This is a genomic window from Pseudomonas sp. YQ_5 (genome assembly GCF_043103305.1).
GTDB classification, from domain to species: domain Bacteria; phylum Pseudomonadota; class Gammaproteobacteria; order Pseudomonadales; family Pseudomonadaceae; genus Aquipseudomonas; species Aquipseudomonas putida_Y.
On the sequence record NZ_JBICJS010000055.1, the window covers coordinates 259,760 to 279,083 of the forward strand.

Sequence of the window (19,324 nt, forward strand, 5' to 3'; positions counted from 1 at the left end):
ATATCTTTGTACGGAATGGTTAGTTTTGCGTTCGATTATCGCACAAAACCCGTTTTAGCGAATTGCTAGACCGCGGGCCCGTGGTCAACATGGACCACAGACGCAGGCACACCGACCGTTGCCTCCTGCCTTGGCATAACCTCTGGCGGAACCTGCGCAAACAACAATAACAACGGAGACAACGATGGCTCACTCCAGCTCGCAAGCAAAGAAAGCGACCGCCAGTGGATGGATAGGCTCGGCACTCGAGTACTACGACTTCTTCATCTACGCCCAGGCCGCTGCGCTGATTTTCCCGCAGATTTTCTTCCCCAACACCGACCCGAAAATGGCCATCATTGCCTCGTTGGCCACCTATGGCGTGGGCTACCTGGCACGTCCGGTCGGCGCCTTCGTACTGGGCCACTGGGGTGACACCCGCGGTCGCAAGAACGTACTGCTGCTGTGCATGTTCCTGATGGGCCTGTCGACCATGGCTGTCGGCCTGCTACCCACCTACCACGACATCGGCTACCTCGCACCGGCCTTGCTGGTTGTGCTGCGCCTGATCCAGGGCTTTGCCGTGGCCGGGGAGATTTCGGGTGCCAGCTCCATGATCATGGAGCACGCGCCGTTTGGCCGAAGGGGCTACTACGCCAGTTTCACCCTGCAAGGTGTGCAAGCGGGCCAGGTACTGGCGGCGGCGGTATTCCTGCCACTGGCTTACTTCATGCCCAGCGAAGCCTTTACCGAATGGGGCTGGCGCATTCCGTTCCTGATGAGCGCCATCGTGCTGATTGCCGGCTTCATCATCCGTAAGGAAGTGCACGAAACCCCGGCGTTCGTTCAAGAAGAGAAACAGGACAAGGTTGTCAAATCGCCCATCAGCGAAGCCTTCCGCCACAGCTGGAAGCACATGGTGCTGGTGATGTTCATGGCCCTGATGAACGTGATCCCGGTCGTGGCCACCATCTTCGGTGCGGCCTACGCGGTACAGCCGGCGTATGGCATCGGCTTCGACAAGAGCGTGTACCTGTGGATTCCGGTGGTCGGTAACATCGTCGCGGTACTGGTGATCCCGTTCGTGGGCAACCTGTCGGACAAGATCGGCCGCCGCCCGACCATGATCGCTGGCTGCCTGGGCTCAGGCCTGCTGGCCTTCGTCTACCTGTATGCGATCAGCATCCAGAACGTGCCAATGGCGTTCGCCGCCTCGATCGTCATGTGGGGCATGGTTTACCAGGGTTACAACGCGGTGTTCCCAAGCTTCTACCCAGAGCTGTTCCACACCCGCTACCGCGTTACCGCCATGGCCATCGCGCAGAACATCGGCACCATGCTGACCGCCATGCTGCCCGCGCTGTTCGCAATGGTTGCCCCACCTGGCTCGGACAACATTCCGCTGGTAGTCGGTGGGCTGGCCTTCTTCATCACCGGCGTGTGCGCCCTGGCGGCCTACATTGCCCCCGAAACCCACCGCCTGGCGATGGAAGACCTGGGCAACCCAGAGGCCAAGCCGATGGAAAAGGCAGCCTATGAAGCCAGCCGTAAAAATAGCTTTCAGGCAGTAAGTCACTGATAGATTGCAGGGGCTGCTTTGCAGCCCCTTCGCGGTCAAGCCCGCTCACACACGTACCGTACAGGCTTCAGCCTTTGATCACGTCCTGCAGACGTGCCCACAGCCGCTGCACATCCCCCCGCTCGGTCGGCAGCGCACCAATCGACACCCGCACCATCCACCGCCCGTCCAGTGTAGCCGGCGTCACATAAGCATCGCCGGATGCATTCAGCCGCTCGGCCCAGCCCTTGGTATGCGCATCCAGCGCCTCCCCTTCAAGCCCCGCCGGTCGATGGCGAATGCACAAGGTTTGCAGCTGTACTGGTGCCAACACTTCCCACTCCGCCGCCGCCTCGACCTGCCCCGCCAGCCACTGGGCGTTGTCCAGGTCACGCCGCAGCCGCGCCTGCAATGCGTCGACACCCTCGCTGCGCAACATGAACCACAGCTTCAAGGCGCGGAACCGACGACCCAGCGGAATGCCCCAGTCGCGCAGGTTCTTCACCTCGCCATCCACCGCCGACTGCAGGTAGCTGGGATTGGTGCTCATCACCCGGATCAGGTGCTGCGGATCGCGCACGTAATAGATCGAGCAATCGAAGGCCACACCCAGCCATTTGTGCGCGTTGACCACCACCGAATCGGCCAGCTCGATGCCGTCCCACATCCAGCGGCACTCGGGCAGGATCATCGCCGAACCGGCCATGGCCGAGTCAACGTGCAACCACAGCCCATTGGCCCGGGCAATTTCGCCCACCGGGCGCAGCGGGTCGAGGGCAGTGGTCGTCGTAGTGCCGGTGGTGGCAACCACGGCGCAGGGCTGGTTGCCGGCGGCCAGGTCCTGTTCGATCGCCGCCTGGAGTGCCTCTGGGCGCAGGGCGTAGCGTTCGTCGGTGGGGATCAGGCGGATATTGTCGCGCCCAAAACCTGCCAGCAGTGCAGCCTTGTCCACCGAGCTGTGGGCATGAGCGCTGACATATACGATCAAAGGCTTGGCTTCGGCCTGCAGGCCGCCGCGTACCAAGGCGTAGTCGGTGGCACGTTCACGGGCGCTGATCAGCGCCACCAGGGTGCTGGTCGAGGCGGTGTCCTGGATCACGCCACTCCATTGGCCAGACAGGCCGAGCAGCTGGCGCAGCCAGTCGAGGGTGGTTTCTTCCAGTTCGCTGAGGGCCGGGCTGGATTGCCACGACAGGCCCAGCACGCCCAGACCGGTACTGAGGAAGTCACCCAGCACCGAGGACAGGGTGCCGTTGGAGGGGAAGTAGCCGTAGAAGTCCGGGTGCTGCCAATGGGACAGGCCAGGCATGACCAGGTTGTTGACGTCGTCGAGAATGGCCGCGAAAGGTTCGCCTTGTTGAGGGGCAGTTGCGGGCAAGGCGGCCTTGAGATAGCCAGGTTCGACCTGGGCCATGACCGGGCGTTCGCCCACGGTCTGGCGGTAGTCGGCGATCAGATCGATCAGCTGGTGGCCGTACTGGCGGAATTGTTCGGGGGTCACACTCGCTCTCCTGTGGGTTACGTATCGCCCCCAGTCTAGGCACCTATCCCCAGCCGAATAACCCCGCTTCCCGCATAGCTGCTATGGCGAACCCGCATGCCCGCCCTGCACACCAAACTGCGACTGGCGCCACAACTCGAATACCCGGTTACGCAACCAGCGGTGCTCGGCCGAGGCTTGCAGGCGCTGGTGCCACACAACCCAGTACCGCTGGCTGTGGTCGATAAAGCCCAGTGGCCGCCAGGCCAGATCATGCAAACGGCTCAACTGCCGGGCGATGTGCTCGGGGACCGTGGCCACGGCCTGGCTGCTGGCAATCACGTTGACCGTGGCGGAGAAAAACGGCACTTCCAGGCTGACCCGCCGCTGCAGGCCCTGCGCGCGCAGATGGCGGTCGATGAAGCTGTCCTTGTCCCCGCCGCCGGAGATACGTACGTGCTTGTGCGCCAGGTAGTCGGCCTGGCTGAGCGCGCCATGTGCAGTCAGCGGGTGATCGCGGCGCATCAGGCACACTGCGCGGTCCTCCCCCAGCAGGCGCCCGTGCAGGTTGGGCGGCGACTCGTCGAACAATGTGGTCGCCAGGTCGATTTCGCCACTGGCCAGCAAGGCATACTGGCCGGCTTGCCAGGTGCGATACTCCAGCGAAACGCCGGGCGCTTCGTGCTCCAGCGCAGCGACCAGCAACGGCAGCATGTGCTCGGCCACATAGTCCGAGGCAGCCAGGCAGAAGCGCCGCTCGCAGCGGGCCGGGTCGAATACGGCAGGTTGGCGCAGCGCCTGCAGTTCTTCGAGCACTTGGCGCAAAGGCTCGACCAGGGCTTCGGCGTGCTCGCTAAGCACGTAACCACGCCCTTGGCGCACCAGCAATGGATCATCGAAGGCTTCGCGCAGGTGGGCCAACTGGCGGCTAAGGGCCGATTGGCTGACGCCCAGGCGCTCGGCCGCGTGGCTGAGGTTTTTAAGCTGCAACAGGTGGTCGAGGGTACGCAGGTGGGCGAGGCTGAGGGAGGCGAAGGTGGGGTTCATGCAGGCTCCCTGCGGTGGAATTCAAGGGCCCTCTCGCGGGCAAGCCCGCTCTCACAGGGTTCTCACATCGTAAAGCATCGTGAAAAACCTGCGGGAGCGGGCTTGCCCGCGAACAGGCCGCAACGCGGCCCGGACGATTACTCGGTCAGGCCAACATAGACGTTCTGCACGTCATCGTGCTCGTCGATCGCTTCGAGGAACGCTTCAACCTCAGCCAGTGCTTCTGCACTCAGGCTCGCCGCGCTTACCGGGTTTTTAGGGGTGTAGCCGATTTTCGCCGCGGTCACGGTGAAACCATGCTCTGGCAGGGCCTTCTGCACCGCGTCCAGGTCGGTGGTGTCGGTGATGAACAGGGTCGAGCCCTCTTCTTCACCTTCCTCGAAGTCCTGGGCACCGGCTTCGATCGCGGCCATTTCCGGATCAGCGTCAGCGCTCGCAGGCGTGGCTTCGATCAGGCCTACATGGTTGAAGTCCCACGCTACCGAACCGCTGGCACCCAGCTGGCCCTTGCGGAACAGCACGCGGATCTGCGCGACGGTGCGGTTGATGTTGTCGGTCAGGCACTCGACGATCAGCGGTACCTGGTGCGGTGCGAAACCTTCATAGCTCACCGCATGGTATTGCACGGCATCACCGTCCAGGCCTGCGCCCTTGCGGATTGCCCGATCCAGGGTCTCGCGGGTCATCGAAGCCTTCTTGGCTTGCACGATGGCCAGGCGCAGGCGCGGGTTCATGTCGGGATCGGCACCCGACTTGGCCGCGATCTGGATTTCCTTGGACAGCTTGCCCATGATCTTGCCTTTGGCATTGGCCGCTGTTTCTCTATGTTTGGCTTTCCACTGTGCGCCCATGTCGACTCTCTTGTTTCAGCGGCCGGTTCAGGAAGCGACCGGCCAAAAGTGGGTGCATTTTATACGCCCTCGAGCATGGGATCGACAAGAAATCTCATCAGCCTTTATCGGCCTTGCCCGCCGCCGCGGCAAACCGCGCCAACCGCACGTCCAGCCTTCGCGGGCGCACACCACGATCTTCGGCCTGCTCCTTGCGGCGGATGGCATTGCGCACCATCAGCGAACCCAGGTAGCGGATCGGCTCGGGCGGGAACAGCCCCAGCGGCCCCTTGACCAGCGGCGACCGGGTCCACGGGTTGTCCAGCCCCAGCGCCAGCGACGAAAGAATCTGCCCGCCCATGTGGCACGGGCCAACGCCGCTGCCGGAGTAACCGAAGCCGTAGAACACGTTGCCCTGCCCGTCCAACCGGCCAAAGAATGGCAAGCCGGTCACCGAGCGATCCGACGGCCCGTTCCAGCTGGCCGCCAGTGGCACCTCGGCCAAGGCCGGGAAAAAGCCGCCAAGGCTTTCGCCCAGCAACCGCCGATACGGCGACGGCTGGTCGAACACCGGCAACATGCGCCCGCCATAGGCAAACGTGTTGCCGCCCTTGCCGAGCATCAGCCGGCCATCGGAGGTGTTGTGGTAGTAGTGCACGAAAATACGCGAGTCGAGCACGCTGATCCCGCTGTCCAGGCCGATCTGGCGCAACAGTTCGGGGCACGGTTCGGTAATGACCATGTCGCTGGAAACGATCGCCACACTGCGCTCGAACTGCGGAAAGACGCGCGCCATCCAGGCATTGAGGCCCAGCACTACACGGTCGGCGCGCAGCGTGCCGTGGGCCGTGCGGACCTGCACCGGGGCACCGTGCTCCAGGCCGGTCATGGCGGTGCCTTCGTAGAGGCGCACGCCGCGCTGCAAGGCCACCCGGCGCAGGCCGCGCACCAGTTTGCCCGGCTGCACGGTGGCGGCGGCCGGCGAGAACCAGCCTTCCAGGTGCCGTGCCGAACCGGCCAGGCGCTGCACCTGCTCCAGCGGCAAGCGGCGGAACGAGTTGATGCCCTTGCGCTCCAGCGCGGCGATCACCGCGTCGGTGGCACCCACCTGGGCTGCATTGGTGGCCGTGTACAGCGTGCCGTCCAGGCGGAAGTCGCAGTCGATGCCATTGGCCGCGCAGAACACACCGATGTCTGTGATGCTGCGCTCCGACTCGCGCACCAGCCGCACCGCCTCCTCCCCCCCGAACAGGCGTTCGAGGGTGAAGTACTTGGCCGACCAGGACAACGCACAGCCCCCATTGCGGCCGCTGGCACCAGCACCGCAGATGTCGGCCTCGATCAGCACCACATCCAGGGCCGGTACCGCCTCCTTGAGCATCAGCGCTGTCCACAGACCGGTGTAGCCACCGCCCACAATGCACACATCGCAACGGGTATCGCCTTGCAGCGGCGGGCATACCGCCTCCTGCGCCGAATCCAGGGCCTGTTGCAGCCAGAAGGGTCTCATTCGCTCGCTTTCCTTTAAGTACGCAGTGGCTTGATTGCCATGCTGGTGTTCGGTGCCACGTCGGTGCCTTGCGCGCTGCTGGCCGGGCGGCTGTTCCAGTGCGGCAGCAACACCAGCGCCGAGAACAGCGCGCAGCCCGCGAACACGATGAACACCGTGACGCCGTCGAAATAACCCGGCAGCAGCCCGCCCAGCACCGCGCCCACCGACCCACAGCCGTTGACGAAACCTGCTGCGGTGGCGCCGGCCTTGGCGGTGCCGAAGTCGATGGCCGCAGCGCCGCTGATCATCGAGTCCGGCCCGTACAGGGTCAGGCCCATGACGAACAGCAAGGCCACCACCAGCAGCACGCTGCCGGTGTGCATGGCCGCCATGAACAACGCCAGTGTCACGGTCAGCAGCACCAGGCTGATCACGCAGGCCGGCATGCGGCGGGCGCCAAACAGTTTGTCCGAGGCCAGGCCGATCATGATCGGGCCAAGCAGCCCGGCCAGTTCGAAAGCGGTCGGGATGATTGCCGCGCCCACCTTGCCCACCGAGGGCATCTGCTCGAAGACGATCACAGGGCCCCACAGCAAGATGGCGTAGCGCGCCGGCTTCAGCAGGAAGTACGCCAGGCCCAGGGTCAACACCGTGCGGTTGCGCAGGATTTCCCGCAGTGGCGCCCACACGCTGCACAGGTTGTCGGCCGGGGCCATGCTTTGCGGCTCGGGCTCAACCGCCGGCAAGCCGACGTCCTCAGGTTTGTTGCGCTGCAGGAAGAAGAACAGCACCGCCACCAGCGCCACCACGACCGCGCTGGAGAAAAACGCCGCATGCCAGGTGCCCACCAGGGTGTAGGCCCACCAGCCCGCGAACGGCGAGGCCACCAGGCCGCCGAAGGCATAGCAGGAACTCCACAGGCCCAGCACCCGCCCACGCTGCGAAGCCGGGAAGAAGCTGCCGATGTTCTTGCACAAGCCGGCCCAGCCAGTGGATTGCGCCAGCCCCTGTACCAGCATGCAGGTGGCGAAGATCGGGAAGGTTGCGTAACTGCCCATCACCACTGCCGCCGCCGCAGAGATCAGCAACCCGCCCAGTACGACCACGCGAGGGCCGAAGCGGTCGGCAAGCATGCCCCAGGTGAACTGGCCCACGGCATAGGCGGCCAGGTAGATGGCGTCCAGGTTGGCCATGGCGGCCTTGTCGAGCATGAAACCTGGGTCTTCGGCGATGCCCAGCTTGGCCACCGAGAAGGCTTTGCGGGTGAAGTAGAAGGCGGCGTAAGCCAGCCAGGTGATGGCGAAAATCTGGATGCGCCAGCGTTTGAACGCGGCTAGGGAATGATTCATGTAAGTCTGACCTCTTGCTCAAGTGTGCCGGCAGAATGTGAAGAAACGCCTGTCTTGTTCTTGTGTTACGCACAGCGATGACGAGGCTGTCATCGGGTCAGGTGGCGCCGTGTGAGCGCCATGGCCCTGGCGGCATTCGTGGTGCCAGCGTCGGGCTGAAATCCATGGAAACAGTTGCTGTAAGATAAATAAAATCGATTTATCGTATTACACACATAAGCTCAGCTTGTTACTGAGGTCGTCATGTCGGTTTCCCACGCTCAACTCAAGGCTTTCCACGCGGTGGCCGTGCACGGCAGCTTTACCCGTGCCGCGGAAAAGTTGTTTCTCACCCAGCCTGCGGTGTCCGACCAGGTGCGCAAACTGGAGGAGCGCTTCGGCGTATTGCTGTTCCACCGCAACAAACGCTCGGTGCAGCTCACCGACCTTGGCGAGCGGCTGCTGGGCATCAGCCAGCGCCTGTTCGCCTGCGAGGCCGAAGCCCAGGAGCTGCTGCACGACTCGCGTGCACTGCAGACCGGCAGCCTGGTGCTGGCAGTGGATGCGCCGGTGCACGTGCTGCCGCAGATCGCCCGCTTCTGCCAGCGCTATCCGGGGATCCAGGTGAAGATCGAAACCGGAAATACCGACGAATCGTTGGCGCGGCTGTTCAGCTATCAGGCTGACCTGGCCCTGCTGGGCCGGGATGTCGATGACGAGCGCCTGCATTGCCTGCCGCTGCGTCGTGACCCGATGGTGGCGTTCGTTTCCCACCACCACCCATGGGCCAGCCGCGGCTCGATCAGCCTGGCCGACCTGGACGACACGCCACTGGTGCTGCGCGAGCCCGGCTCGGTGACGCGGCAGACGCTGGAAGAAGAGATGCAACGTGCCGGCCTGCGGATGCGCGCAGCGATCCAGGTGGAGGGGCGGGAAGCGGCGCGTGAGGCAGTGGTAATAGGGATTGGCGTGGGCGTGGTGTCGGCGGCGGAGTTCGGTGCCGATGCGCGGGTATGTGCGTTACCGATAGTGGATTGCCAGCGCCATTTGACCGAGACCCTGGTGTGCCTGAGCGAGCAGCGAACCCGCCGGGTGGTGGCGACTTTCCTGCAGATGGTCGAGGAAAGGGTGTAGCCTGTGCTGGCCTTTTCGCGGGCTCGCCCGCTCCCACAGGTCCTGCGCAGCATCCACAATCCGCGGTAAAGCTGTGGGAGCGGGCGAGCCCGCGAAGGGGCCAGTTCAGGCAACCCAACTATGCTGGGATAACCTCAATCCGTGGGCACCCACCCATGCTCTACCGCCTTGCCGCCGACACCTTGGTGCTGCTGCACCTGGCCTTCATTCTGCTGGTGCTATTCGGCGGCCTGCTGGTGCTGCGCTGGCGCCCTGCCCTGTTGCTGCACCTGCCGGCCCTGGCCTGGGGCCTGGGGGTGGAATGCCTGCACCTGGGCTGCCCGCTCACCACCTGGGAAAACCGCATGCGCAATGCCGCCGGTGACGCAGGTTACCAGGGCGGTTTCGTTGAGCACTACATCTGGCCACTGATCTACCCCGCTGGCCTCACCCCGCAGACCCAGCTGCTGCTGGGCACCCTCGTGCTGGTACTAAACCTCGGCATCTACGGCTACGTGGCCTGGTGCAGGCGCCGTCCTAGCGGGTAGCGACCACGAACAACCGCGGGAAGGGCAACAGGACCTTGCCATCAGAGGCTGGCGGGTAATCGCGCTGCATGGCCTGCAGGTACATCTGCAGGAAGTCAGCCTGCTCCTGCTCATCAAGCCTGGCCAGATAAGGCCGCAACGCCGAGCCCTTGAACCATTCCACTACCGCTTCGGCGCCCCCCATCAACGGGTGATGATAGGTGGTACGCCACACGTCCACCCGTGCGCACAGCGGGCTGAGCAAGTCGTAGTAGAACGCCGCGTTGTGCCGGGGCGGCAGCTGCAAATCGGCGAACTTCGCCGCCCAGGGGCCTTGGCTTGCGATCTCGCGCAACTGCCGGTGGGCCGGTTCGTCAAGGTTGTCCGGGGTCTGCACGGCCAGGCTGGCGCCCTCGCTGAGCTGGCGCACCAGGTGCGGATACAGCAAGGCGTGGTCAGGCACCCATTGCAGCGAGGCATTGGCCAGGATCAGGTCCTGCGGCTCGGGGGCAGTCCAGCCGGCAATGTCGGCAATGACCGTGCGCACACGCGGGATGCACAGCCGCTTGCGCTCACGGGCCTTGTCGATCATGTCCGGGTCGCTGTCCAGCGCCGTCACCTGGGCATCGGGGTAACGTTGCAGCAGCACTTCGGTCGAGTTGCCGGGGCCGCACCCCAAGTCAGTGGCGTGGCGCACCGGCCGTGGCGGGATGGCGGCAATCAGGTCGCGCACGGCGCGTGTGCGTTCGTCTTCGAACAGGGAATACTGGGTGGCGGACCAGGCCATGTGCGGCTCCTTTGGGCGGGCAATGTGCCTAGCATATGCCATCTGTCGCCCGGCGGGACGGTTGCGAAGGGATAACACCGGAACTGATCACCTATGCTTGAAGTCAGTCCTTCCATGCGCACGCCCATGAAGACCTACATCGCCCTCGCCATCCTGGCCCTGATCGCCGCGGCCGCCCTGCTCGGTTCACCGTGGATGAACCAGCGTTTCCACATGCCCGCAGAAAAAGCCCAGGCCCAACAACGCGAAACGGCCGGGTCCCCAAGGGAGCCGGCCGTTTCCAGACGCGAGTAACGCTTAGTGCTGCTTGCTACCAGAGCGGATCTGGTGCACCACACCCATCGCCACCACGACCGCCGCAGCGATACCGGTGGAAATGACCAGAATCTGGTAGTCAGGCATGAAGGCCATGGTGACCAGGGCAGCCACGATGAACGCGATCACCAGGTAGGTCAGCCACGGGAACAGCCACATCTTCAGGCGTACTTCCTTGCCCTCGGCAATCAGCTTGCGGCGCATGCGCAGCTGCGAGAAGGCGATGACCAGGTACACCAGCAGGGCGATCATGCCGGTGGTGTTCATCAGGGTGTCCAGCACGTCTTTCGGGCGCAGGGTCTCGCTGAAGTTGATCAACGCACACACCACGGCCACGGCGCACGAACCCATGATCGCGTACACCGGTACACCGGTACCGGCGCGGGTGATCTTGAAGAACGACGGCGCGTCGCCACGCTGGGCCAGGGAGAACAGCATGCGCGATGCGGTGTAGTGGCCAGAGATCAGGCAGCTGCTCACCGAAGTCAGCACCACGAAGTTCATCAGCAGCTCGGCATACGGCACGCCCAGCAGTTCCAGGGTACGGCGGTAAGCGCCATAGCCAGAAACCCCCAGGTGCGGGTCGTTCCACGGTACCAGGCAGACGATCAGGAAGATCGAACCGACGTAGAACAGGCACACACGCCAGACCACCGAGTTGGTTGCCTTGACGATCTGCGCAGCCGGGTCTTTGGCTTCGGAAGCGGCGATGGTGACGATTTCGGCGCCGAGGAAGGCGAACATCACCCCGAGCAAGGCACCGATCACCGTGGTGATGCCATTGGGCATGAAGCCTTCGGCAGTGAGGTGGCTGATGCCACGCACTTCACCGAACTGCCAGATGTTCATCACGGCAGCGGTACACACGATCAGGAAGCAGACGATCGCAATCACCTTGATCAAGGCGAACCAGAACTCGAACTCACCGTAGTGCTTGACGTTGAAGAAGTTGACGGTGATCAGCAACAGGGTCGTGGCCAGCACGAACACGTTGACGCTAACGTCGGGGAAGAAGCCATGCAGGATCTTGCCCGCCACATAGGCTTCCCAGGCCATGAGAATGACCCAGTACCACCAGTACAGCCAGCCGATGGTGAAACCGGCCCAACGGCCAATGGCGCGGTCGGCGTAGGTTGAGAACGAGCCGGTGTCAGGCGAGGAAGTCGCCATTTCACCCAGCATGCGCATGATCAGCACCACCAGGATGCCGCCTGCCAGGTAGGCCAGCACAGCGGCTGGGCCGGCACTGTGGATCACGCTGCCGGATCCGACGAACAAGGCGCCGCCAATAACCCCGGCGATCGACATCATCGTCAGGTGGCGCGACTTCAGCGAGGCACTGAGCTTGCTCTCGTGCCCGCTTTTCGCGGTGGTGGTTGTGGATGTTGCGTCCATCAGTTGTGTACCCCGTGCTTCTTTTTATCCAAGGAAAACTGTGAAACCCCGATGGCTGGCGATTTCACCTGTACATCAGTGCTAATGCGGGCAGGATGGTGTGAACGAACACACGCAGACCTTCCATGGCGGCCTGCTGACGCGCCCCAGGGCGACTGCCTGAGGCGAACTGAACATGCTTTATGTGGCGATATCCGACACCTAATGTAAAAATGTCCGACGCAGAGAGCCATGCACAGTGGCATGAATCTCGCACTGCACTGTATAGGTCGCCCATGCAGTACACCCTGCAGACGCCAGGCGATACGCACCCTGAAGGCCCCGAATGTTCGAATTACATCCAGACTCCTCAACCCCGCTGGTCAACCAGATCATCGATGGGCTGCGCGAGCTGATCGACAACCAAACCCTCAAGCCAGGCGCCAAGGTCCCGTCGATCCGCGCCTTTGCCGCAAGCTATTCGGTGAGTACCTTCACCGTGGTCGAAGCCTACGACCGCCTTGTCGCCCAAGGGCTGCTGGTGAGCCGTGGCAATGCGGGGTTCTTCGTCAACCGTGCGGCGGGCGACCTGTTGGAGCAGCACAACGCCGAGGCCGACACCAGTCGACCAATGTTCAACTCCGAGTGGTACCTGCAGCAGATCTTCGAAATCCGCCAGTTGCCTTACAAGCCGGGGTGCGGCTGGCTGCCCAACGACTGGATGTACGAAGACGGCCTGCGCCGTGGCCTGCGCCAGGTGGCCGGCAGCCCGCTGGAGTTGTCCGGGTACGGCGACCCCATGGGCCTGATGGAGCTGCGTGCGCTGACCGCCCAGAACCTGCAGCAAGAGCTGTCGATCGTCGCCAACCCGGCACAGCTGATGCTCACCCACGGCGCCAGCCAGGCCCTGGACCTGGCCGCACGCACACTGGTGCGCCCAGGCGATGTGGTGCTGGTGGACGACCCCGGCTACCCGAACCTCATGAGCATCCTGCGCACCCAAGGCGCAACCCTGGTAGGCGTGCCACGTACACCGGCCGGCTACGACCTGAACCAGCTGGAGCAATTGCTCACCCACCACCGCCCGACGGCGTTCTTCACCCAGCCGCACCTGCACAGCCCGACGTGCTCGCGCACCCCGCTACCGCAGTTGCACCGCCTGCTGCAGCTTGCCAGCCAGCATGGCTTCCGCCTGGTGGAGAACAACCTGTACGCCGACATGGTCGCCGAGCCGCAGCCATGCCTGGCCAGCCTCGACCATCTGCAGCAGGTGGTGTACGTGGGCAGCTATTCCAAGAGCATTTCGCCCAACGTGCGGGTCGGATACATGCTAGCCAACCCCGAGTTGATGCAAAAACTGCTGCACCTGAAGATGCGCTCAGGCCTGACCACCTCGCAGGTGATGGAGCGCGTGGTGTATGCGGCGATCATCGACGGGCGCTGGCGCAAGCACCTCAAACGCCTGCGCCAGCGCCTGGCCGAGGCGCATCAGGAAGTTGGCCGGCACCTGCACCGATTGGGCTTTGAACTGTTCACCGAATCGGATGAAGGCATGTACATCTGGACCCGCCACCCGGCAATTCCCGACAGTGCCGCGTTGCTGGATGATGCGCTGGAGAAAGGCATCATGCTTGGGCCTGGGCAGTTGTTCATGGTCGACGCCAAGGCGACCGGGTGGATGCGCTTCAATGTGGCGTTCAGTACGGACCCGGCGATGTGGGAGTTGTTGGAGAAGGTGCTGGTGAAGCATGTGCGGCGGGGCGGGATGTAAGGCCGCTCCACATCAGTTTTGGGCCACACCTTCCTGTGAGGGCCCGCTGTCCGCCTAGTTTGTTCCCTTGATATCGAAGGTTCCCCGCTGCACCTCATCATTTCCAGCCATGCCCCCGGGGGAGGCTCGCGGGGCGCAATGGCAAGGTGAAATAACACCTGGCTTTTTTACCAATAGCGCATGACGCTTGATTCAGATGACCCCATAACTAACCGGACAACAAAGGAATGGGGGCATCGCAAGGCATGCGAAGCACTGGTAGTCGAACGCGGGGGTTCAATCGCCGCGGGGGTGAGCAAGAAGATCCACTATCTGGTCATTGGCAGTATTGGCAACGAGCAGTGGCTGCACAGCAGTTACGGCACGAAGATCAAGAAAGCAGTGGAAATCAGGGAAGCGGGTGCGAACATTGCGATTGTAAGCGAGGCGCATTGGCAGCGTGCGGCGTTTGGTTGATGACCATGATGGCGTTCACCGCTTCTGAGCAGATCGATAGACCTCGCTACGCTCGCGCTTGCCAACCGATACCACCCACTACAACGATACGCTCGTCTTCGACGCGATAGACGAGGCCTTTGTGGGACATCGCCCACCCCCTTGGACTGCGCAGTCGCGCAGAAAACTCAGCGCGCAAGCGGTCCGCGTACCATGTGGGAGCGAGCCTTTGTGGAATTGGTAGTTGTGGCAAGACAGTGACACGCCTCAAGCCAAGAGCGCGTCCGGGAACTTGGATCCCATTCCTGGAAAAGGTATGCTGGGCAATAGCTAAACGCCACTACCCTGGCAGGCTTGGTGCCTGTCTTCAAGGACGAACCCTTTGCCCAGCCACCCGACCCGCCATACCATCGCCCGCCAGTGGCAACTGCTCAAGTTACTGCCCGGCCGCCACCCGGGAATGAGCTCCACCCAGTTGCAGGCTGCCCTGACAGCCGTGGGCCATACCACCAGCAAACGCACCGTCGAGCGCGACCTGGTAGAGCTCGCCGCACTGTTCCCGCTACAGTGCAACAGTAAAGGCATGCCTTATGGCTGGTACTGGCAACCGGGCTTGAGCCTGGGCGAAGCGCAGCAGCTGCAACCCGACACACTTGCGCCCCCGACACACGTTGTACTGTATGCCTGGGTCGATGACGCGCTGGCCCGCCGCCTGGAACAGTCACCATTGTCCCTCGACATGCAACTGACGCCGCAGGCTAGCGGCGGTGCCGCGCTGGTGGCCACCGTCGTCGACAACCGTGCGCTGATGGGCTGGCTGCTGTCCCAGGCGGGTTCGATCCGCATCCAGGCCCCGCAGGCGCTGCGCGCGGCCATGATTGAACAATTGCGCCAGAGCCTGGCGCTGCATGATGGAGAGAGCTGTAAGCAATAACGCCAACGGCGTCAGTAGGTTCCGGGATACGCTACGGCATCGCCAAAACGCGACGCCGGAATGGCTCAGGTCGCTTTACCGCGGGTCACGACGTGCCAGGCAAGCATAGGCCAGGCCCAGTACGCTGGCCGCCAGTATGCCAAGCAGTATCATCAGCTCACGGCTGTAACGGGCCACCATGGCCGGAAAACCGATGACCTCGCGGTACACCTGCACTTTGGCCTCACCATCGGCATGGCTGATACTGACCCCGCCATGGCGGATCTGTGAGTAGTCGGCATCGAAATACACCCACACCTTGCATGTGCCACCTGGCTCGATGGCCGGTATATCAACCTGGGCGGTGGGGGTTTCCAGCAGCGTGTCGTTGCCGGCAGCATTTCGCACCTGCACCAGGCCCTTGGCTGGCAGGCGGATTTTCACCTGCCGGACCTGCGCATCACCACTGTTGTGCAGTTCGACCAGCAGGCCGGTACGGTGGTCGACCAGCCCGGCCTCGAAAGGCTTGGCGAACAGCTGAGCATAAGGTGCCTGCGCCATTTCGATGAGCCGCTCGACCTGATCATGGCCCAGCTGGCCTTGAACGATACCGTTGATTTGCCCCTGCAACTGCTCGTACTTCAGCTGTTCGCTGGCTTTGCTGATCCGCTCGCTGAACTGGCCGGGGTAAGTGAGGTAGGCATAGGTGAGGGACGCCTCAAGACGCGGATTGCCCCTGAGCAACGCGTAGGCGGCCAACAGGACCATCAGGCCGATCAGCACAGCGACGAGAAGCTTTCCCACCTTGTCCCAGCTCAATGCATGCTTCCTTCTGTCGTGTTACAGACGATTAAAACCGCCCAAGGGTGCCAAGTTCGCGACCCCCAGGCAAGCCTGGCTAGGCTTCGCCCTCGCCTTCGCGCGCCTGACGTATCTGCAGCAGCTGGCCGTCGATCAGTGACTTGGCCATCCCGGCCAGGTAGTACGTGGCCTTCATCATCACCTGGCGGTCGTCAGGCCTGTCGATGGCCTTGCGAGTGATTTCGGTGATGCAGCCCATGATGCCCGAAGCTTCCATCAGTGCGGTGCGTATTGGCAGCTGCGGTTTCATTTGCACCAGTTCGGCATCGCTGTTGCCGAAGCGGCTCGCTGCACGCACGACAGTGGGTTTGCTGCTGTTTTTCGGCGTTTCGCTGTCCATGTCCATTCCTCAAGGTTAGGCGCGTGCAGAGGCTAGGCCGCTGTCTACCCCATTACAATGACAAAGGCGTGGAAACGGTCACTTTAGGAAATGGACTACAAGAACCCTGCAAAGGGAGCGCCGAGCCACCGCTCAGCCCCTTGACCCGCCCCCGGCAGTGGCGGACGATCAACCTCCCCCACACAAGGACGAACACCATGCTGCGGATACTGGGAAGAACCTCTTCCATCAATGTGCGAAAAGTCATGTGGGCCTGTGCCGAATTCGAGATCGCATTCGAACGTGAAGACTGGGGCTCTGGTTTCAAGGCCACTGACAGCGCCGAGTTCCTCGCGTTGAACCCCAACGCCATGATCCCGGTGATCCAGGACGGCGACTTCACCTTGTGGGAATCCAACAGCATCATCCGCTACCTGGCCAACCGCTACGGCGCCACCGCGTTCTATCCCGGCGAGGCCCAGGCGCGAGCCAGAATCGACCAGTGGATCGACTGGCAGGCCTCGGACCTGAACCGCTCATGGAGCTACGCGTTCATGTCGCTGGTCAGGCACTCATCCGCTCACCAGGACCCGCAAGCACTGGCTGCAGGTTGTGCCGAGTGGTCACGCTACATGCGCATCCTCGACCGCCAACTGGCGAGCACAGGCGCCTATGTGGCCGGCAGCCAGTTCACCCTGGCCGACATCCCTATCGGCCTGTCGGTCAACCGCTGGTTTGAAACGCCGTTCGAGCACCCGCACCTGCCTGCTGTGCGCGATTATTACGAGCGACTCAGCGAGCGCCCTGCCTATCACTTGCATGGCCGAAACGGTACTCCGTAGTCCCGCCAGGAAGTGTGTCGAGGGGCGCAAAGCGCCCCAAGGTTCCGGCCTGTTACAGCGCAACCTGCCGCGCAGCTACCCCCCCTCGCCCCCGCCAGGCAAACAGCAGCACCAACACCAGCCCCACCGCCGCCATCGCAGCCCCCGCCAGGGAGATCGCCGGGTAGCCCAGCCCCGCGTTGATCACCGCGCCGCCCAGTGCAGCACCGATCGCATTGCCCAGGTTGAACGCGCCAATGTTCACCGCCGAGGCCAGGTTGGGCGCATCCTTGGCCGCCTCCATTACCCGCATTTGCAGCGGCGGCACCAGGGCAAAGCTGGCCGCCCCCCAGACCAGGATCGCCAGAGCGGTCGGCAGCGGCCAGTCCAGTACCAGCGGGAGCACCAGCAGCACGGCAATCAGCCCAGCCAGCGACAGGATCAGGGTGCGATCGATCGAGCGGTCCGCCGCCTTGCCGCCCCACACGTGGCCCAAGGTCAGGCCGACACCGAACAGCACCAGCATGGTCGTCACGAAGGGGGTGGACGCCGCCGCTTCATGCTGCAGGATCGGCGCAATGTAGGTGAACACCGTGAACATGGCACTGGAGCCCACCACGGTCAGCAGCAACGCCGCCAACACCGGCCTGCGGGCCAGCACACGGATCTCGGCCATGGCCCCCTCGCCCTTGGGCGACGCTACATTGGGCAGTGCGTACCAGAGTGTGGTCATCGCCACCAGGCCAAGCCCGGCAATACCCCAGAACGCCGTGCGCCAACCCAGCATTTCACCCAACCAGGTCGCCAACGGCACCCCGCCGATGGTGGCCAGGGTCAAACCCATGAACATTGCAGCCACGGCCCCGGCGCGCTTCTCGGGCGGCACCACACTGGCCGCGACGATCGAGCCGATGCCGAAGAAGGCGCCATGGTTGAGTGAAGTGACCACGCGGGCGACCAGCAGGCTGGCGTAGTCGCTGGCCAGGGCCGACATCAGGTTGCCCAGGGTGAAAATGGCCATCAGCCCGATCAGCAGGTAACGGCGCGGGATTTTCACTGTGGCCAGGGTCATCAGCGGCGCGCCGATCAGCACGCCGATGGCATAGGCACTGACCAGCAGCCCGGCAGCAGGAATGGAAACGCCAAGGTCGGTAGCGATACTGGGCAACATGCCCATGGGGGCGAACTCTGTAACGCCGATGCCAAAGGCACCGATGGCGAGTGCGACAAGCGGTGGATTGATACGCATGACAAGCTCCTTATCTATGCCGCAAATGCTACGATCCGTTCCAAACACGCACTAGACTGCATTTTTGCGAACCACCTTTGCTTAAGAGGCACAAATGGACTTCAGTGGCAGATCCGGAGAGATGGAGATTTTTGCCAAGGTGGCGCAAGAGGGCAGCCTGTCTGCCGCCGCCCGGGCGCTGGGCCTGACTCCCTCGGCGGTCAGCCGCATTCTCGCCCGCACCGAACAGCGCCTGGGTACCCGCCTGCTACTGCGCACGACCCGGGCGCTCACCCTCACCCCCGAGGGAGAGGCCTACCTGCGCGGCGCACGGCGGGTGCTGGCGGACATGCTCGAAGTGGAAGAAGCCATCACTGACCAAGGCGTGCCACGCGGGCGCTTGCGGGTCAGCGCTGCGCTGGGCCATGCCCGGTTGACCGTAGTGCCGCTGCTGGCGGCCTTCAGCGCACGCTACCCGCAAGTGCTGGTTGACCTGACCCTCAGCGACGAGGTGGCCGACATTCTCGGCGGCCAGGCCGACGTGGCGCTGCGCTTCGGTCACCTGCCGGACAGCTCGTTGAGCGCCCGCGCCATCGGCGAGACCGGCCAGGTAGTGGTGGCCTCGCCCGATTACCTGCAACGCCACGGTACCCCGCTTGCGCCTGAAGACCTGGCCAGGCACAACTGCCTGCGCTTCAACTTCCGCCGCGCGATGCCCGACTGGCCGTTTCACCGCGACGGGCATACGTTCTCACTGAAGGTTAAAGGGAATATCGAATGCAGCAGTGGCGAGGCGCTGGCGCAACTGGCCAGGCTGGGCGCCGGCGTGGCGCGTATCGGCACCTTTACCGTGGCCGATGACTTGGCCAACGGGCAACTGGTGCCGTTGCTGGAGGCTTACAACCCTGGTGATCGGGAACCGATTCATGCGGTGTTCGTCGGCGGCCCGGCGATGCCGGCGCGGGTGCGGGTGTTTGTGGACTTTCTGGTTGAGCAGCTATCTGGCGGCCTGTAGAGCCGGCCTCAGGTCGCGACAGGGCCGCCAACGCACCGTCGAATTCCGGCAGGCACGGTCGATTCATACCGCTGTCTTGGCCCTGTACAAGACGTGCATGCCACAACTGAAAGACCCGTTCGGTAACCGCA

Annotated in this window: 18 protein-coding genes and 1 pseudogene; 9 read left to right on the forward strand and 10 right to left on the reverse strand. The window is 63.4% G+C overall.

The features are described 5' to 3' along the window. Positions 1-184 precede the first annotated feature (184 nt). The gene (locus tag ACF8EA_RS13705; protein WP_103444591.1) at positions 185-1,558 is read left to right on the forward strand and encodes an MFS transporter; all 1,374 of its coding nucleotides are present in this window, start codon (positions 185-187) and stop codon (positions 1,556-1,558) included. Positions 1,559-1,625: 67 nt separating this feature from the next. Here ACF8EA_RS13705 and ACF8EA_RS13710 read toward each other — a convergent pair whose 3' ends face one another. The 5 genes from ACF8EA_RS13710 to ACF8EA_RS13730 all read right to left on the reverse strand — a co-directional run bounded on the left by ACF8EA_RS13710 (position 1,626) and on the right by ACF8EA_RS13730 (position 7,735). Next, a complete protein-coding gene (locus ACF8EA_RS13710) occupies positions 1,626-3,038 on the reverse strand; it encodes a DOPA decarboxylase (RefSeq protein WP_021783146.1) in 1,413 nt (470 codons plus the stop codon). A gap of 81 nt (positions 3,039-3,119) precedes the next feature. After that, positions 3,120-4,064, reverse strand: a complete 945-nt coding sequence (locus ACF8EA_RS13715) for a LysR family transcriptional regulator (protein WP_021783147.1) — start codon at positions 4,062-4,064, stop codon at positions 3,120-3,122. Between the two features lie 137 nt (positions 4,065-4,201). Further along, positions 4,202-4,915: a YebC/PmpR family DNA-binding transcriptional regulator gene (locus ACF8EA_RS13720; protein ID WP_004575404.1), complete on the reverse strand. Its 714-nt coding sequence runs from the start codon at positions 4,913-4,915 to the stop codon at positions 4,202-4,204. A gap of 97 nt (positions 4,916-5,012) precedes the next feature. Beyond that, positions 5,013-6,404 carry an FAD-dependent oxidoreductase gene (locus tag ACF8EA_RS13725; protein WP_330508052.1) on the reverse strand — a complete coding sequence of 464 codons (1,392 nt, stop codon included), beginning with the start codon at positions 6,402-6,404 and terminating at the stop codon, positions 5,013-5,015. A gap of 14 nt (positions 6,405-6,418) precedes the next feature. Then, complete coding sequence (locus ACF8EA_RS13730) at positions 6,419-7,735, reverse strand: MFS transporter (RefSeq protein ID WP_103462611.1); 1,317 nt, start codon at positions 7,733-7,735, stop codon at positions 6,419-6,421. 243 nt (positions 7,736-7,978) lie between these two features. Here ACF8EA_RS13730 and ACF8EA_RS13735 point away from each other — a divergent pair, with 243 nt between their 5' ends. Further along, complete coding sequence (locus tag ACF8EA_RS13735) at positions 7,979-8,848, forward strand: LysR substrate-binding domain-containing protein (RefSeq protein WP_392522332.1); 870 nt, start codon at positions 7,979-7,981, stop codon at positions 8,846-8,848. 155 nt (positions 8,849-9,003) lie between these two features. Next, the gene (locus tag ACF8EA_RS13740) at positions 9,004-9,375 is read left to right on the forward strand and encodes a DUF2784 domain-containing protein (protein WP_392522334.1); all 372 of its coding nucleotides are present in this window, start codon (positions 9,004-9,006) and stop codon (positions 9,373-9,375) included. On the opposite strand, the gene tam is transcribed toward ACF8EA_RS13740, so the two are convergent. Next, positions 9,365-10,141 carry a trans-aconitate 2-methyltransferase gene (gene tam, locus ACF8EA_RS13745; RefSeq protein WP_392522336.1) on the reverse strand — a complete coding sequence of 259 codons (777 nt, stop codon included), beginning with the start codon at positions 10,139-10,141 and terminating at the stop codon, positions 9,365-9,367. The two genes, ACF8EA_RS13740 and tam, sit on opposite strands and share 11 nt — an antisense overlap. Positions 10,142-10,255: 114 nt before the next feature. Here tam and ACF8EA_RS13750 point away from each other — a divergent pair, with 114 nt between their 5' ends. After that, positions 10,256-10,435 carry a hypothetical protein gene (locus ACF8EA_RS13750; protein WP_028698076.1) on the forward strand — a complete coding sequence of 60 codons (180 nt, stop codon included), beginning with the start codon at positions 10,256-10,258 and terminating at the stop codon, positions 10,433-10,435. 3 nt (positions 10,436-10,438) lie between these two features. Here ACF8EA_RS13750 and ACF8EA_RS13755 read toward each other — a convergent pair whose 3' ends face one another. After that, positions 10,439-11,851, reverse strand: a complete 1,413-nt coding sequence (locus ACF8EA_RS13755) for an amino acid permease (RefSeq protein WP_004575400.1) — start codon at positions 11,849-11,851, stop codon at positions 10,439-10,441. 325 nt (positions 11,852-12,176) lie between these two features. Here ACF8EA_RS13755 and ACF8EA_RS13760 point away from each other — a divergent pair, with 325 nt between their 5' ends. The 3 genes and pseudogenes from ACF8EA_RS13760 to ACF8EA_RS13770 all read left to right on the forward strand — a co-directional run bounded on the left by ACF8EA_RS13760 (position 12,177) and on the right by ACF8EA_RS13770 (position 14,970). Next, complete coding sequence (locus ACF8EA_RS13760; RefSeq protein ID WP_252459977.1) at positions 12,177-13,601, forward strand: PLP-dependent aminotransferase family protein; 1,425 nt, start codon at positions 12,177-12,179, stop codon at positions 13,599-13,601. Positions 13,602-13,829: 228 nt separating this feature from the next. Further along, positions 13,830-14,057: pseudogene (locus tag ACF8EA_RS13765) on the forward strand (NAD-dependent DNA ligase); the annotation flags it as partial. A 361-nt stretch (positions 14,058-14,418) separates the two neighbouring features. Next, positions 14,419-14,970, forward strand: a complete 552-nt coding sequence (locus ACF8EA_RS13770) for a WYL domain-containing protein (protein WP_021783158.1) — start codon at positions 14,419-14,421, stop codon at positions 14,968-14,970. 75 nt (positions 14,971-15,045) lie between these two features. Here the strand turns inward: ACF8EA_RS13770 and ACF8EA_RS13775 are convergent, their stop codons facing one another. Together ACF8EA_RS13775 and ACF8EA_RS13780 are read right to left on the reverse strand one after the other, a co-directional pair. Then, a complete protein-coding gene (locus ACF8EA_RS13775) occupies positions 15,046-15,768 on the reverse strand; it encodes a hypothetical protein (RefSeq protein ID WP_021783159.1) in 723 nt (240 codons plus the stop codon). A 79-nt stretch (positions 15,769-15,847) separates the two neighbouring features. Then, complete coding sequence (locus ACF8EA_RS13780) at positions 15,848-16,150, reverse strand: DUF3077 domain-containing protein (RefSeq protein ID WP_392522338.1); 303 nt, start codon at positions 16,148-16,150, stop codon at positions 15,848-15,850. A 197-nt stretch (positions 16,151-16,347) separates the two neighbouring features. Here ACF8EA_RS13780 and ACF8EA_RS13785 point away from each other — a divergent pair, with 197 nt between their 5' ends. Next, complete coding sequence (locus ACF8EA_RS13785; protein ID WP_392522340.1) at positions 16,348-16,971, forward strand: glutathione S-transferase family protein; 624 nt, start codon at positions 16,348-16,350, stop codon at positions 16,969-16,971. 52 nt (positions 16,972-17,023) lie between these two features. Here the strand turns inward: ACF8EA_RS13785 and ACF8EA_RS13790 are convergent, their stop codons facing one another. Then, positions 17,024-18,199 carry an MFS transporter gene (locus ACF8EA_RS13790; RefSeq protein WP_392522342.1) on the reverse strand — a complete coding sequence of 392 codons (1,176 nt, stop codon included), beginning with the start codon at positions 18,197-18,199 and terminating at the stop codon, positions 17,024-17,026. 94 nt (positions 18,200-18,293) lie between these two features. Here ACF8EA_RS13790 and ACF8EA_RS13795 point away from each other — a divergent pair, with 94 nt between their 5' ends. Beyond that, complete coding sequence (locus tag ACF8EA_RS13795; RefSeq protein ID WP_392522344.1) at positions 18,294-19,193, forward strand: LysR substrate-binding domain-containing protein; 900 nt, start codon at positions 18,294-18,296, stop codon at positions 19,191-19,193. Positions 19,194-19,324 lie beyond the last annotated feature (131 nt).

Coding starts and splice junctions, on each gene's coding strand:
- ACF8EA_RS13705 (WP_103444591.1), top strand. CDS start 185: ATGGCTCACTCCAGCTCGCAAGCAAAGAAAGCGACCGCCAGTGGATGG.
- ACF8EA_RS13715 (WP_021783147.1), bottom strand. CDS start 4,064: ATGAACCCCACCTTCGCCTCCCTCAGCCTCGCCCACCTGCGTACCCTC.
- ACF8EA_RS13720 (WP_004575404.1), bottom strand. CDS start 4,915: ATGGGCGCACAGTGGAAAGCCAAACATAGAGAAACAGCGGCCAATGCC.
- ACF8EA_RS13725 (WP_330508052.1), bottom strand. CDS start 6,404: ATGAGACCCTTCTGGCTGCAACAGGCCCTGGATTCGGCGCAGGAGGCG.
- ACF8EA_RS13730 (WP_103462611.1), bottom strand. CDS start 7,735: ATGAATCATTCCCTAGCCGCGTTCAAACGCTGGCGCATCCAGATTTTC.
- ACF8EA_RS13735 (WP_392522332.1), top strand. CDS start 7,979: ATGTCGGTTTCCCACGCTCAACTCAAGGCTTTCCACGCGGTGGCCGTG.
- ACF8EA_RS13740 (WP_392522334.1), top strand. CDS start 9,004: ATGCTCTACCGCCTTGCCGCCGACACCTTGGTGCTGCTGCACCTGGCC.
- tam (WP_392522336.1), bottom strand. CDS start 10,141: ATGGCCTGGTCCGCCACCCAGTATTCCCTGTTCGAAGACGAACGCACA.
- ACF8EA_RS13750 (WP_028698076.1), top strand. CDS start 10,256: ATGCGCACGCCCATGAAGACCTACATCGCCCTCGCCATCCTGGCCCTG.
- ACF8EA_RS13755 (WP_004575400.1), bottom strand. CDS start 11,851: ATGGACGCAACATCCACAACCACCACCGCGAAAAGCGGGCACGAGAGC.
- ACF8EA_RS13760 (WP_252459977.1), top strand. CDS start 12,177: ATGTTCGAATTACATCCAGACTCCTCAACCCCGCTGGTCAACCAGATC.
- ACF8EA_RS13780 (WP_392522338.1), bottom strand. CDS start 16,150: ATGGACAGCGAAACGCCGAAAAACAGCAGCAAACCCACTGTCGTGCGT.
- ACF8EA_RS13785 (WP_392522340.1), top strand. CDS start 16,348: ATGCTGCGGATACTGGGAAGAACCTCTTCCATCAATGTGCGAAAAGTC.
- ACF8EA_RS13790 (WP_392522342.1), bottom strand. CDS start 18,199: ATGCGTATCAATCCACCGCTTGTCGCACTCGCCATCGGTGCCTTTGGC.
- ACF8EA_RS13795 (WP_392522344.1), top strand. CDS start 18,294: ATGGACTTCAGTGGCAGATCCGGAGAGATGGAGATTTTTGCCAAGGTG.